This window comes from Planctobacterium sp. AWM4_229 (assembly GCF_056160305.1).
In genome coordinates this window covers 152,761-166,800 of record NZ_JBSWWX010000004.1, presented here as the reverse complement: position 1 = coordinate 166,800, position 14,040 = coordinate 152,761, and the positions used below count along the sequence as shown (strand labels likewise).

The window sequence follows — 14,040 nt, the reverse complement described above, 5'->3', positions numbered from 1 at the left end:
ATGACCCGCTGGTTACCCGGCTTTGTGCTGCTGTCAGGGCTTTTAGCCCTGGCACTACTCAGCCCACATACACCTGAAACAAAGGTGGCAGCACAATCGACAGAAACAAAACAAAGTCCTGCTGTACAGCCTGACCAAACGACTCTACCAGAAGTTGCCATAAAGCCGCTAAATCAAAGAACGGGAGAATTTGTGCTGAACACAGGTGTAAAAGATGTGTTGGAAAGTCTAATCTTAAACGCCAACAGCACCGACCCCAGAGTGATACTGCAAGTAGGCGAGCAGTATTGTCAGCAACAGCAGTTAACAACATCCGGATGTCAGGCATTCATGCAATTGTTGCAAACCTATCTGGATTACAAGTTAGCACTAATGCAGTTAGAGCCTGAGCAAGGAGTTGTTAAGTCCGACCTGACTGCACTTAAAAACCAGTTGCAGGCATTGGAATCTTTGCGCCGGGCATTTTTTAACGATGCAGAATATGAAAGTTTATTCGCAGAAGAGCAGCGTCATGACGAACAGGCCATGACCCGCCGGGAAATTGCCCTGGCGCCGGATATGACCAAACAGCAAAAGCGGCAGCTCATTCGGGAAAATCTTGAAAATCTACCGGAGCAACAACGAAAAGCATTTCAGCCTACGCTACAGATGCAACAGTTGGATGACATTAAAAAGCAGCACAGCGATAGCTATGTGCGCCTTCGGGAAGTAGAAAGTCAATTCGGTACGGAAGCCGCACAGAGGCTAGCGAACACTTGGCAACAGCAAGCAGACTTTAATCACAAAGTAAGAGCCCTCGCCGGTGACTACCATACGCTCAATAATGAAACAGAGCAGATGATGCTCTTGAGCCAACATTTTGCTGAAAATGAATTACGCCGGGCCAAGGTCTTACTAAAGCACGGCCAATATTAGACGTAGCAAATCGCCCTGTGAAGGGCGTTTGCACAGCTCCAATGATTAAATTAAGCGAGGCATAAAGCGTTTTCCCGCTCGGGATTGCACCTGCTGTTGCTGCTCTTCTGTCAATTGCAGGTAAACCTGCTGATGACTGGCAACAACCGCATAGAGCTTTGCCTGAAATTCAGGAAAGGTAGTGGAAAATAGTTCACTGACCTTTTCTTCGCTATAGCTGCCATCTTCAAACCATTGGCGTTGGGTTTCTTTAAAACCATGCATGACATCCCGCAATGCCATACGGCTCTCTTTAACCGCTTCTAACAGGGGTTCAATTTGCATTATCTGATTGTCGCTTAGCTCCAGTTTCTCTGCCATTTTGGCAAAGCGCTCACCGCTATCGCGACTTTCCATACGAAGACGCTGCTCTTCCATTAAGGTTCTGGCCTTTTCTCGTTGTGCATCAGTAAGCACTTGATACACCGCATACTTGTGGCTTGATTTAGCCACCGTCATAGCACCAAGTGTTTCTTCATATTGGCTCAACACCGTTGCCACTGAAGCCTCGCTTAAGTTACCCGAAGTCACCAAATCCATCATTTCCTGATGCAGCTTTTTCATGTCTTCACGATACACCTGCATTTGATCTTTGGCATCGTGCATTACACTGCGAATGGCTTGTTTTTGTTCGAGCTCTAAATCAAGCTGCTTGAAGATTTGCATCATTTGTTTGCGTGGCTGATGTTCCCGGTCACGCTCATGTGCAGTAACAAGTCCACCGGTTACTACCGATGCAGCAATTAAGGAGATAACTAAAAGTTGTTTTTTCATCGCTTTGCCCTCTTTTTAACGACAACAACATCTTGGCACAGCGCAGCTAAAGCAACGTATTGCCTTTGTAAAGGTTGCGTAAAGACCGAAACTATCCCTGTTACACAGAGTCCCAAGAAGCGTTAATATTAAGAATGTAATCGTGTAAAAACACACGTTTTGTTACAAGGGTAAAAACCAGCATGTCGGCAAAATCCATACTCATCATTGATGATGACAAAGAGCTCACGCAACTTCTGAGCGAATACTTAACTCCGCAAGGCTACGCAATTCAATGCGCTCACGACGGCTTAACCGGAGTGAAGATGGCCACCAGCGGTGAGCACTTTGATCTAATTTTATTAGACGTGATGCTGCCAGAGTTGGACGGCTTTGAGGTACTGAAAAAGATCCGCATCAGTCATTTAACTCCTATTATGATGCTAACTGCCAAAGGCGATGACTTTGATCGCATCTTTGGATTGGAGTTGGGGGCGGATGATTACATGCCCAAACCCTTTAATCACCGAGAGCTATCGGCCAGAATCAAGGCCATCATTCGTCGTATGGAGTTTGTACCCAGTCACAGTACCCATCAGCCCATCACCATTGGGGATGTTAATCTGCAACCGGTTTCCCGTTCCGTGTTATGCGACAACCTGGCGATTGAAGTCACCTCAACGGAATTTTCTATCTTGCACCTGCTCATGATGAACTGCGGAAATCTGGTGAGTAAACAGGATATCAGTAAAAAAGTATTGGGGCGGCCACTGGCAAGTTATGACAGAAGCATTGATATGCACGTGAGTAACATTCGTAAAAAACTAAACAAAATCAACAATAAAGAACGCATAAAAACGGTCCGTGGTTCAGGTTATATCTTTTTGGGGAGCGCCGCTTGAAACATCGATTGTTAAAAAAGCTCAACCCGCTTAATAGTATTTTTGGACGCTTATTTTTGTGGTTTTGGCTCACCACATTGGTATTAATTATCTGCACTGCGATCACAGTAAGACAAATAGTAAAAGGGCCAGAACTGCAAACCATTCCCGCGGATGAGCAGCAAAGATTACAGCAAATAGCAGAGCAATTTCAGACAAAAATGGCCATGGGCATACCGGGCAATCCGCGCAAGCTTAAACGCATGGTGCATCTACTGGGAAGGCAATTTGAAAGCGATGTAGTGCTGCTGGATGTGGAAGAAGACCGAATCTACAGCGACGCATTGCGTATGCCTCCGCCTTTTGAACGGCGCTTTAAAAACCTCGCCCTGGCCGACGCGGCCTACGGCTTTATGTCTGGAGACAGAGTGTTTTTTGGCCCGGTGAATGTCGAAGTCGCCGGCAATCAGTACTCCATTTTTAACGGGCGGGTTATCCGATTTCCTATGGTACAGCAGCGCTTTGAATTACTGGCTCTAATCGCACTCAGTATAAGTGGTGTGCTGTGTTTCGCTCTGGCCTGGTCTTTCAGTCGCCCCATCAAACAATTGCGTGGCGTCACCCAAGAAATGGCCAAAGGTAACCTTCGGGCTGGTACATTGCACAGCAGTAGCCGTAACGATGAGATTGGGGAGCTCAGTCAAGACTTTCAGACCATGTCAGTAAAGCTGGACGAGTTATTAGAGAATCAAAAACGTTTACTGGCGGACATTTCCCATGAGTTGCGCTCACCTTTGGCGAGGCTGCAACTGGCGATCGGTATAGCGCAACAACACATGGAAACCCAACAGGTGCCTGAAGCCATAGAGCTCAATCCTATGCAAGCACAGCTCCTGGAGCGAATCGAGAAGGAAGCGCAACAAATAGACACCATGATTGGCAATGTTTTACAACTGTCCAGACTAGAGAGTCGCTCGCTGGATATTACTAAACACAAGCAACAATTCCCCACTTGTATCGAGGGCGTATTGGAAGATGCTCGCTACGAAGCACAGAGCCATCAGAAACAGTTACTCTGCAGCCTACCCGAAAGCATTGAACTGATGGCCGATGTTTCCCTGTTAAACAGTGCTGTAGAAAACATCATTCGCAACGCCATTAAATACGCAGAGCACACCATTCAGCTAACGGCAGAAGTACAAGAGCAGCACCTGGTGATCCTTGTGAGTGATGATGGTTGCGGCGTCCCGGAGCAAGAACTGAATAAATTGTTTACGCCTTTTTACCGGGTATCCTTTGCCAGAAATCGAGAAACTGGCGGTACGGGGCTGGGTTTAGCCATAGCCACACAGGCAATAAATGCGCATAATGGCAGCATAACGGCTAAAAACAATGACAAGGGTGGGCTAAGCGTTGAAATCAAACTTCCTCTGTAATCTCAAAATGCATGGTTTGCCCGGTTTTGTTGTAACTATATTGATGATTTTTATGTCCACCAGCACCCTGTCACAAGAGATAGTACTCACTCAGGAAAGTGAATTACCTGAAAAGTACCAAACCCTGATCAACCCCTTCTGGAACAACCAAGTACAAAAAGGCCAGTTTTCCGGCGAGCAAGATGTAAAAATACACACGGCCTGGATACTGCATCCACAGAGTAAAGGCAGTATTGTCATCTCTTCCGGGCGTACCGAAGGCAGCGTCAAATACAAAGAAGTCATTTACGACCTGTATCAAAATGGTTATTCGGTTTTTACCCTGGATCACCGAGGTCAGGGACAATCCGGTAGAATGGCGGAAAATCCGGACAAAGGTCACGTGGAAGATTACAGCTTTTTTGTGGCCGATTTGCAGCACTTCATCACCCAAACGGTAATACCTAACAGCCAGAGCAAACCCAACTTGCTTTGTCATTCTATGGGCTGTGCCATTGGTGCCCTCTACCTCATCAGCCACCCTGATACTTTCCAGAAAGTGGTTTTTTCCTCGCCCATGTTTGGCATCAATGCGCCAATCCCACAATGGCTGGCAAAAGGGATTTTGGGCACCCACAGTTTTTTCAATGACATTTTTGGCAGCGAGCCTTGGTATTTTCTGGGGCAAGGCGACAAACAAACCGAACCTTTTTCTGGCAATGGCGTAACCCATAGCGAGGTGCGCTATCAGCAAAGCGAAACGGTTTTTGAAGAATTGGATATCGCTCTCGGCGGCATCACCAGTGGTTGGTTAAAAGCTTCCATGTGGGCAATGAACACCGTTGCTGAACAGGCCGAAAAAATTAAAATACCCGCTCTGTTATTGCAATCCGGAGGTGATACGATTGTTGCCAATGAAGCACAAAATACCGTATGTGACAGCATGCCATATTGCCAGCTCATCACTATCCCCGATGCCAAACACGAACTATTAATGGAGCAAGATCAATACCGCAACCCGGCAATGACTCATATACTGCAGTTTTTCGAGGAATAAAGTTTTACATGTTAGACATTGTGCTATATCAGCCTGAAATCCCCCCTAATACAGGAAATATCGTGCGCTTGTGCGCCAATACCGGATATTCATTGCATTTGATTGAGCCGCTGGGCTTTGATTTAGATGAGAAGAAAGTGCGTAGAGCCGGCCTTGATTATCACGAGTTCACCAATGTAAAACGCTACCCCAATTTAGAAAGCTATATTGAACTGCGCAAACCCAACAAAGTGTTTGCTTGCACCACCAAAGGCACGCGCTTTTTTACCGAGGTTAAATATCAAGCGGGTGATTGTTTGCTATTCGGTCCTGAAACTCGCGGCTTACCGGAAGATCTTATCTTCTCCATGCCAGAAGAGCAGCGCTTGCGTATTCCCATGGTAGAAGGCAGTCGCAGTATGAACTTATCGAATGCGGTGTCTGTTTTCGTTTATGAAAGTTGGCGCCAATTGGATTTTGCTAACGCCACTTAAAGCAGGTTATTACTCAAACTTGATTTCGCGGCCCAGCAAAGCTGCCGCCGCTTCCTGTACTGTCTTACCTTGGTACAAAATAGCGTGGATTTGCTCAGTAATGGGCACTTCTACCCCGAGGCGCTCGGCGAGTACATACACTTCTTTGGTATTGCGATAACCTTCCACCACCTGACCAATATCAGTCATGGCTTGCTCTACGCATTTGCCTTCACCCAGAGCGAGACCAAAGCGGCGATTGCGAGATTGATTGTCGGTACAGGTTAATACCAGGTCGCCTAAACCCGCCATCCCCATGAAGGTCTGTGGATTAGCCCCCAATTTTGCCCCCAGTCGACTCAACTCTGCCAGGCCTCTGGTGATCAAAGCAGTACGTGCATTAGCGCCAAAGCCCATACCATCAGATAATCCGGCACCTATGGCAATTACGTTTTTCACCGCCCCGCCCAACTGCACGCCGATAAAGTCGCTGCTTTTGTATACCCGAAATGACTTGTCGCAATGCAATTTATTGGCAAAGTCATCCATAAAATCAGCGTCTTCTGATGCCAGGGTAATAGCTGTGGGTAGGCCCTTAGCCATTTCTTTGGCAAAGGTTGGGCCTGATAGTACCGCAATGGGGAGCTTCTCTCCCAAAATCTCTCTGGCCACGTCCTGCAACAAACGGCCTGTTTCAGGCTCAAGCCCTTTGGTCGCCCAAACAATACGATGCTCTTGGGTCAAAAGTGGCTTGAGTTGTTGCAGCATCGCCGCGAATGCGTGACTGGGGACAACCACTAAGATATCACGACTTTTGGCCACGGCTTTGGCCAAATCCGGCTCTACATGGAGTGCATCAGGGAAGGTGAAACCGGGAAGATAGGCTTGGTTGCTGCGTTCGCTGGCCATCTGTTGCATCTGCTCGGCATTACGCCCCCAGAACCAGACGGGTACTTGCTTGCGACTTAAGCAAAAGGCCAGAGCAGTGCCATAAGACCCTGCTCCAAGTACCGTGATGGATTGAGCATCCATATTGGTGCTTTAACGCTTACTGAAGAGGGGCTTCAGATGCAGCTTGCTCAGCTTCAGCTTGAGCCTGTTGAGCGCGTTTTTGCATGTATTGCGCGAAAATCGCGTCAAAGTTTACTGGCTGCAGGTTGAATACCGGGAAAGTACCTTTGTTGATTAAGCTGGCCACAGTTTCACGCGCATAAGGGAACAGGGTGTTTGGACAGAAAGCGCCAATCATATGAGCTTTCTGTGGCTCTGGCATATCTTCACCAATCAAGAAAACACCGGCTTGCTGTACTTCTACCAAAAATGCGGTCTGATCTTCAATTTTAGCCTGTAGTGTTACTGTTAATATCACTTCATAGTTATTGTCTTCAAGCTTCTTGGACTTAGTATCCATGTCCACTTTCATCTCAGGCTTCCACTCTTTAGTGAAAATTGCCGGAGAGTTTGGAGTCTCGAAAGAAATGTCTTTGCAATAAATACGCTGAATCTGGAATTGCGCTGTTTTTGCTTGTGGTGCGTCTTCTTGCGCGCCAGTTTGAATCTCGTCTGCCATTGTAGCTAGCCTTATTAAATTAATTTGATAGAAGTGGATCTAATTTGCCCTGGTGTTCCAGAGCCATCATGTCGTCACAGCCACCGATATGCTGATCATCAATAAATATCTGAGGCACAGTGTAACCACCATTAGCGCGCGCAATCATAGGTTCCCGCAATTCTGGTTGGGCATCTATTTTAAATTCAATAAACTCAACCGCCTTGTGTTCAAGCAACGCTTTGGCACGAGAACAATATGGGCAATACGCCTTAGTGTAAATTTCAACTTTAGCCATGAAATACTTATTTCTTAACCGGTAGACCTTCGGCATTCCAGGTATTCATGCCACCTTTTAATACTGACACTTGTGAAAAACCGTCTTTCAGCAATTGTGAGGCCGTGCGACGCGCACTCACCCCCATTGCGCATACAACAACAATGGGTGTGGATTTGTATTTTTCAAGCGATTTGAAATCAGCTTTATTGATCTGCTCTTGGGTCAGAGTTTTAGCCCCCAGAATATGCCCCTTTTTAAAATCTGCCTGTTGGCGGATATCTAAAACAATGGCATCCGAACGATTCATCAAAAGTGTTACGGCGTGAGTGCCTAATTCTTTGATGGGAGAAAGCTTGCTATTGACTGTGCTGTATAACAACCACAGGAACAAAACCACCCAAATTGTTGCCAACATTGGATGATTCCCGATAAACTCAACGAACTGCTGCATAATCTGACTAAAACCTTAAAGTAAAGCAGTGATAATAAAACGACTGCAAAGTATATAGATTTTACGTTCAGACGCCAGAGGTGTTCCGCAATCAATGATAAAAACCAATAGGGAACAAAGGATTTTTTTGATTAAACCGTTGTCTTTACTATGGCTGTTATGCCTCTTAGTTGTGGCACCAGGCCATGCTCAAACTCAGGAAGATCTCAAATCCATTCAGGATGAAATAAAAAATCGCCAATCCGACCTCAATGCCAAAGTGCGCACCGCGGAGAGTTTGCAAACACAACTGCGCAATGCCGAACTGGAAATTGCCAAACTCACAAAACAAAGCATCATTAGTGGCCAGGAGCTAAAGCTGGTGCAAGATGAGCAAAAGCAGTTACAAGACAAACACAAACAACTCACAGCTCAAAAACAAACGCAATTAAAACTGCTGGCCAACCAAATAAAAAGTGCTTATCTGGCGGGTGATCACGATTACACCAAGCTACTTCTCAACCAGGAGAGCGTTGGCAAATTTGAGCGTATGTTGGTGTATTACCAATACCTGAATGAAGCCCGCAAAGAACAAATAGATAGTTTTTCGCTATTGTTGGAGCAGTTACAAGAAACCGCTAGTGCACTTGCAGAGAAAAAAGCGCAAATCGTCAACTTACAAACTCAACAAAAAGCGCAACAGCAAGCCTTACAACTGCAACAAAAAAGTCGTGAGACAACCCTGTCAGCAATTCAGCAAACCATAGACAGCGAAGCGGCTCAAATTGAGCAACTGCAAATCAATGAGCAACAACTTACTAATGCCATTGCAGAAGCCTTGGCAAGAGAGGCGGCACGGCAAGATATCCAATTAAGTGGGCTGAGAAATGTTAAGGGCAAACTGATTAAACCGGTAAATGGGCAATACCGACGCTTGTTTGGCAAGCGGCGACAGGGCCAGGTGCGCTGGAAAGGGGTTATTTTCAGTGCCCCACTTGGACGCCCTGTGAGCGCCATCCATCAAGGGAAAGTAATATTTGCAGATTGGCTAAAAGGCATGGGCTTAGTTACGGTGATCGATCACGGTGAAGGCTATATGAGTTTATACGGTCATACCCAAGCCTTGCTAAAACAGGCCGGCGACATTATTGAAGCGGGTGAAACTATTGCCTTGGTAGGACAAAGCGGCGGTCAACAAAGTCCGGGACTGTACTTTGAATTGCGCCATAAAGGCGGTGCCATAAATCCCAGCAATTGGTTGGATCTGTAAATCCAAGACTGTGCTTACCAGAAACAATCTATATCACCTATTGCTATTAAGATTTTAGAAAGCCGACAATTAGAATATAAGTATTTTTTTTAATACCCATGAATCAACCCGGTCTGTAAAAAAAACCGTCAGTTTTCGCTTTTTCTGGTGGACTATCGATCCCGAGTTCTTATAATGGAAATGTCGTTCGAAGCGATAATAAAAACACTAAGCTTTTTATATCGGCAACGAAAAGTGGTTTCCACAATTAAAATAACAAAATAAATGACCACCTTTCACTTAATCGACCCGAATTTTGAATAGTCAATTTTAATAACAATAACGTCAAAAAGATTCAACGAGTCGTGCGCTACAATGTTAAGTTATTAAACGCTATTTCCTGGCTTCAGGTTATAGCGTTTCATCTTACAAAATACCAACCTGATGTTGTTCATACGAACGACAGGAAAGCACTCACCCCGTTAAGATTTCCCCTATTTAAAAAGAAGCCCACAAAAAAGAAGCATCACTGCGTTTTAGTTGCGTGTTTATTGTGGATAACAGCAACCTGTGCCTCAGCAGCAGAAATCGCTTTGATCATTGACGATATGGGTAATAATCACAGTGACGAATTGGCATTCCAACTGCCCACTCAGGTGGCATTTGCGATTTTGCCCCACACGCCGCACTCTACCAAATTCGCCAAAGTGGCAGCTCGAGAACAAAGAGATGTCCTGGTGCATATGCCCATGGAGGCTCTCTCAGGTTTAAACATGGGACCAGGGGGCATTTCCTCTGATATGTCGGAAGTGCTGATTAAACAACGCTTGAAGGAGGCGTTGCTCTCGGTTCCCCAAGCCATCGGCTTTAATAATCACATGGGCAGTAAACTAACCCAGCTTACAGCCCCGATGCAAGCCACTATGGAATACCTGAATTACCATCAATTATTCTTTCTGGATAGCCGTACCACGAGATATAGCAAAGCAGAGAACATTGCCCATGATTATGGGGTTCCCACCATGCGCCGCAATGTTTTTTTAGATCACATTCAGGAAACCCAGCACATCGATTACCAGTTCCGAAGGCTAATCCGCAAAGCCCGGAAAAATGGTTTCGCAGTGGGTATCGCCCATCCTCACAAAGTGACATTGCAGTATTTGCAAGTGGCGCTAAACGCGCTTGAAGAGCAAGGCATCAAACTTATTCCAGTACGTCAAAAACTACCGCAAACACCCAACCAATGGGCGTGGAATCGCACCGGGCAGTTGGGACGTTAAACAAAAGCGTTCAATTCGAATGACACGTGTTTTTTTTAATAGTTAGGGAAAATATAACAATGAGTTTTTTTTTGAAGGTTTTAATTGTTTGGCTATTGGCCTGTCAAATGGTTTCTGCAAACAGCTCTTTTGGCCCAGTGAATGTCAAACAAGTTAGTATTACTGACGCAAATAAACTTGTGGTTACTATTGCAACTGATGGCGCTTCGCAACACGATGAACCATGTGATGAAGATAAAAAGCTGGGATTAATGATTAACCCAGATTCTCCACACTATAAAGAGATGTTCTCTCTGGCACTTACGGCGAAAGTCTCTGGGAAAAGGATAAAAGGCTGGGTAAATGGATGTGTGTCATGGTGGAACTACAAATCACCCAAGCTAACATTTATTGCATTAGTTGATTAACTAGTAGTTCACTAAAAACATACTTTCACCATCTGAGAATCTGAGTCCAGTGATTGCACTGGACACACAGTAGGTCTCGTTTGCCAAACGACAAATCTCGTTCGCGATTACTCGTCCCCAATCTTAAAGAAGCTCAAATCTGAGCGCATATTTTCCACCTGGTCCTGCATCATTTGGCTGGCAGATGCCGCTTCTTCCACCAGTGCTGCATTTTCCTGGGTCATGCTTTCCATCTGCACAATGGCGGCGTTGATCTGACTAATTCCCATTTCCTGTTGCTTAGCAGCTTCCATAATGTCGCCGACCTGTTCAGCTACATTCACCACTGCTGCCACAATTTCTTCCAGGGTTTCGCCAGATTCGCCAGCGGTTTTCACCCCGGCTTCCACTTTTTTGATGCTGTCGTTGATTAAGCTGTTGATCTCTTTTGCAGAGGTTGCTGAACGCTGCGCCAAATTGCGCACCTCCGATGCCACTACGGCAAAGCCCTTGCCGTGCTCACCGGCCCTGGCTGCTTCTACCGCAGCGTTAAGCGCCAGCAAATTAGTCTGGAAAGCAATCTCATCTATGGCACTGGTAATATCGGCAATCTTCTTACTGGCAGCGGAAATTTCTTCCATCGCTTTGACGGTATTCTTCACCACATCCTGGCCAGTCTTAGCCAGTTCATTGGTTTTGTTCACCGCGGAAGAAGCCTGCGAGGCATTTTGAGCACTCTGCTGAATAGTAGAGGTCATCTCTTCCATACTGGCCGCGGTTTCTTCAAGACTTGAGGCTTGCTGAATGGTACGGTCATTGAGTTGGTTATTACCGCTAGCAATTTCTCTGGTGCCATGCCCTACTTGATCAGCCAGTTGCAATATACTGCCAACCGTTTCTTGCAAATGCTGCATGGAGGCATTGAGAGAATCCCTTACTCGATTCAGCTCAGAACCAAAATCCCCTTGCACGCGAGCGGTTAAATCGCCATTTTCCAGCTCAGTCAAGCCGGAAGCTAGCTTGTCGATACCGTCTTTACGGGCGGTGACATCGGTACCAAAGAAAACAATTTTGGTTATTTCACCAGATGTATTCTTAATGGGATTAAAGGAGCCGTTAAACCAGGCGACCTGTCCATTTCTATGAGCAAATTTAAAATCATCACTGACAAAATGGCCTTGCTGCATATTGTCCACAAAGGTCGCGTATTGCTGACTGTTGACAAAATCCCCATGTAATAAGCCTTTCCAATCTAACTGCTTGGTATCGCCTGCCAATCCCAATGCATCGCTGAATAGTTCATTGCACTCCTCCAAACTTCCATCGGTATCAAACTCAGCCACCAGGTTAGCGCGAGAAATTGCCTCCAGCTTGTAAGTAAACTCCAATGCTTTTAATTTGGTTTCGGTGACGTTGGCCTGAATGGAAACAAACTGTTTAACTTTTCCTGCAGAGTCAAATACCGGGTTTATGGCCAACGAAATCCAATATTTGGTGCCATCTTTGGCATAGTTGAGAATTTCAGTATAAATGGGGCGGGCTTCCGCCAGAGCATTGTGTATCAGTCTTTTGGTCTCGGGATCCGTTTCTGGTCCTTGTAAAATCTCACCAGGTTTTTTACCAATGATGTCGGAATCAGTAAAGCCGGTCAGTTTGGTAAAGCCCTGGTTCACGTATTCGGTCTTGCCTTCATTATCGGTGATCACCACCGAGTTATCAGTTTCGTTGGCCACTAAAGACAACAACTCCACCATACGGCGTTGTTTTACTTCAGCATCTATATTGCGCACAAAAGCGGTATACAGGATTTTGTCACCCACCCGTATTTTAGATAATGCCAAGGAGCCCCAAATTTTACTGCCGTCTTTGCGCTCTACCAGCAGTTCCCTGGCAGTACCTACGATCTTGTCCTGACCAGTGGTACGGTTAGCATTAACTAAATTATCGTGGTTGGCCTGTATCTCACGAGGCACCAACATTTTAACGTTATTGCCCAGCACCTCTTCGCGTTTGTAGCCCCAGAATGCTTCTGCCGCTTTATTGAAAAATTGCACGTTGTTGTTTTCATCAATACGTACCACGGCATCGAGCGCTTGCTCCAGCGACTGATCAACAATCTCACGCAACTCTCGCTCTTGCGTAATGTCTTTGACGAAAGCGGTGTAAAGGATGCGATCGCCCAAATCAATTTTAGACAGTGATAAATTACCCCAAATCTCGCTGCCATCGGAACGCTCTATTTTCACATCTCGCGCCTGGCCTACTATCTTATCGACACCCGTGCGCCTGTTAGCGTTCACATATTCATCGTGATCCGCCTGAATCAGTTTAGGCACTAGCATCTTTACGTTTTGCCCCAGCACCTGTTCCCGCTTGTAGCCCCAGAGTTTTTCAGCGGCGGCATTAAAAAACTGCACTATGTTGTGTTCATCAATAGTGATCACAGCATCCAGCGCTTGCTCCAGAGTCTGATCGATAATGGTGCGCTGCTCTTTTTCTTCAGTGATGTCTTTAACAAACGCGGTATAGCGAATGCGCCCGGAAAGGTTAATTTTTGACAGAGACAGTTGCGCCCAAAGCGTGGAGCCATCTTTGCGCTCTACCTGCACCTCTCGAGCGGTACCGACGATTTTGTCCTGGCCGGTCGTGCGATTAGCATTAACGTAATTATCGTGATTGGCCTGATGAATTTTAGGCACCAGCATTTTTACGTTTTGGCCCAGGACTTCGTTTCGCTTGTAACCCCATAACTTCTCAGCAGCGCCATTGAAAAACTGCACTGTGTTGTGTTCGTCGATGGTGACCACTGCATCCAGCGCTTGTTCCAGGGTCTGATCAACGGTTTCCCGAACATCCCTTTCATCGGTAATATCGCGAACCGACGCGGAATAGAGGATTTTCCCTGCTACTTCAATTTTATTGAGGGCTAACGAACCCCAGCGAATACTGCCATCTTTGCGGTGTACCTCCACTTCGCGACTGGTACCTACAATCTTATTTTGTCCGGTGGTACGGTTGGCTTCGATAAAGCTATCGTGTTGTGCCTGGATAGCCGCAGGCACCAGCATTTTGACGTTTTGCCCCAACATTTCAAAATCGCTGTAACCCCAGAGTTTTTCTGCAGCGGCATTAACAAATTGAATATTGTTGTGCTCATCGATAATCACAATGGCATCTATGGCCTGCCGGATGGTCTCGGAGAAAATCTGGAACTCGTTATTGTCCTTTTCAGACTCTGTAACCTGTGAATCTCCACCCAATAAACGCTTAAATATGCTCATAGAATGTCTCTCTGCCCGGTGTTCATATTTTTGACCACCTTATTATCTAAAGTCTCGATAAGGTCGGATTAAA

Annotated in this window: 14 protein-coding genes; 8 read left to right on the top strand and 6 right to left on the bottom strand. The window is 46.0% G+C overall.

The genetic code is table 11. The features are described from left to right. The gene (locus ACXAGP_RS10070; RefSeq protein WP_475261170.1) at positions 1-915 is read left to right on the top strand and encodes a lipase secretion chaperone; all 915 of its coding nucleotides are present in this window, start codon (positions 1-3) and stop codon (positions 913-915) included. 45 nt (positions 916-960) lie between these two features. Here ACXAGP_RS10070 and ACXAGP_RS10065 read toward each other — a convergent pair whose 3' ends face one another. After that, a complete protein-coding gene (locus ACXAGP_RS10065; RefSeq protein WP_475261169.1) occupies positions 961-1,728 on the bottom strand; it encodes a Spy/CpxP family protein refolding chaperone in 768 nt (255 codons plus the stop codon). 182 nt (positions 1,729-1,910) lie between these two features. On the opposite strand from ACXAGP_RS10065, the gene ACXAGP_RS10060 reads away from it, so the two are divergent. Genes ACXAGP_RS10060 through trmL form a run of 4 tightly spaced genes read left to right on the top strand, consistent with a single transcriptional unit; the run spans position 1,911 to position 5,533 of the window. Further along, a complete protein-coding gene (locus ACXAGP_RS10060; RefSeq protein ID WP_338294441.1) occupies positions 1,911-2,609 on the top strand; it encodes a response regulator transcription factor in 699 nt (232 codons plus the stop codon). Further along, positions 2,606-4,024 (top strand): ATP-binding protein, encoded by a 1,419-nt coding sequence (locus ACXAGP_RS10055; RefSeq protein ID WP_475261168.1) that lies wholly within the window; start codon positions 2,606-2,608, stop codon positions 4,022-4,024. The genes ACXAGP_RS10060 and ACXAGP_RS10055 overlap by 4 nt, the downstream gene beginning before the upstream one ends. A gap of 52 nt (positions 4,025-4,076) precedes the next feature. Beyond that, positions 4,077-5,060 (top strand): alpha/beta fold hydrolase, encoded by a 984-nt coding sequence (locus ACXAGP_RS10050; protein WP_475261167.1) that lies wholly within the window; start codon positions 4,077-4,079, stop codon positions 5,058-5,060. Between the two features lie 8 nt (positions 5,061-5,068). Beyond that, positions 5,069-5,533, top strand: coding sequence for a tRNA (uridine(34)/cytosine(34)/5-carboxymethylaminomethyluridine(34)-2'-O)-methyltransferase TrmL (gene trmL / locus ACXAGP_RS10045; protein ID WP_475261166.1), 465 nt, complete (start codon positions 5,069-5,071; stop codon positions 5,531-5,533). Between the two features lie 9 nt (positions 5,534-5,542). On the opposite strand, the gene gpsA is transcribed toward trmL, so the two are convergent. The 4 genes from gpsA to ACXAGP_RS10025 are packed head-to-tail and all read right to left on the bottom strand — an operon-like array spanning position 5,543 to position 7,792. Next, positions 5,543-6,544, bottom strand: a complete 1,002-nt coding sequence (gene gpsA, locus ACXAGP_RS10040; protein WP_475261165.1) for an NAD(P)H-dependent glycerol-3-phosphate dehydrogenase — start codon at positions 6,542-6,544, stop codon at positions 5,543-5,545. 16 nt (positions 6,545-6,560) lie between these two features. Next, a complete protein-coding gene (secB, locus tag ACXAGP_RS10035) occupies positions 6,561-7,082 on the bottom strand; it encodes a protein-export chaperone SecB (RefSeq protein ID WP_475261164.1) in 522 nt (173 codons plus the stop codon). Between the two features lie 19 nt (positions 7,083-7,101). Then, positions 7,102-7,359 (bottom strand): glutaredoxin 3, encoded by a 258-nt coding sequence (gene grxC, locus ACXAGP_RS10030; RefSeq protein WP_475261163.1) that lies wholly within the window; start codon positions 7,357-7,359, stop codon positions 7,102-7,104. A 7-nt stretch (positions 7,360-7,366) separates the two neighbouring features. Further along, entirely contained in the window at positions 7,367-7,792 is a 426-nt protein-coding gene (locus ACXAGP_RS10025) for a rhodanese-like domain-containing protein (RefSeq protein WP_475261162.1), read from the bottom strand. Positions 7,793-7,919: 127 nt separating this feature from the next. On the opposite strand from ACXAGP_RS10025, the gene ACXAGP_RS10020 reads away from it, so the two are divergent. The 3 genes from ACXAGP_RS10020 (at position 7,920) to ACXAGP_RS10010 (ending at position 10,707) form a co-directional block, all read left to right on the top strand. Continuing rightward, on the top strand, positions 7,920-9,041 hold the full coding sequence (locus ACXAGP_RS10020) for a murein hydrolase activator EnvC family protein (RefSeq protein ID WP_475261161.1): 1,122 nt from the start codon (positions 7,920-7,922) through the stop codon (positions 9,039-9,041). Between the two features lie 572 nt (positions 9,042-9,613). Further along, positions 9,614-10,300, top strand: a complete 687-nt coding sequence (locus ACXAGP_RS10015; protein ID WP_475261160.1) for a divergent polysaccharide deacetylase family protein — start codon at positions 9,614-9,616, stop codon at positions 10,298-10,300. A gap of 59 nt (positions 10,301-10,359) precedes the next feature. Then, a complete protein-coding gene (locus tag ACXAGP_RS10010) occupies positions 10,360-10,707 on the top strand; it encodes a hypothetical protein (RefSeq protein ID WP_475261159.1) in 348 nt (115 codons plus the stop codon). A gap of 107 nt (positions 10,708-10,814) precedes the next feature. On the opposite strand, the gene ACXAGP_RS10005 is transcribed toward ACXAGP_RS10010, so the two are convergent. Beyond that, on the bottom strand, positions 10,815-13,967 hold the full coding sequence (locus ACXAGP_RS10005) for a PAS domain S-box protein (protein WP_475261158.1): 3,153 nt from the start codon (positions 13,965-13,967) through the stop codon (positions 10,815-10,817). Between the last annotated feature and the right edge of the window lie 73 nt (positions 13,968-14,040).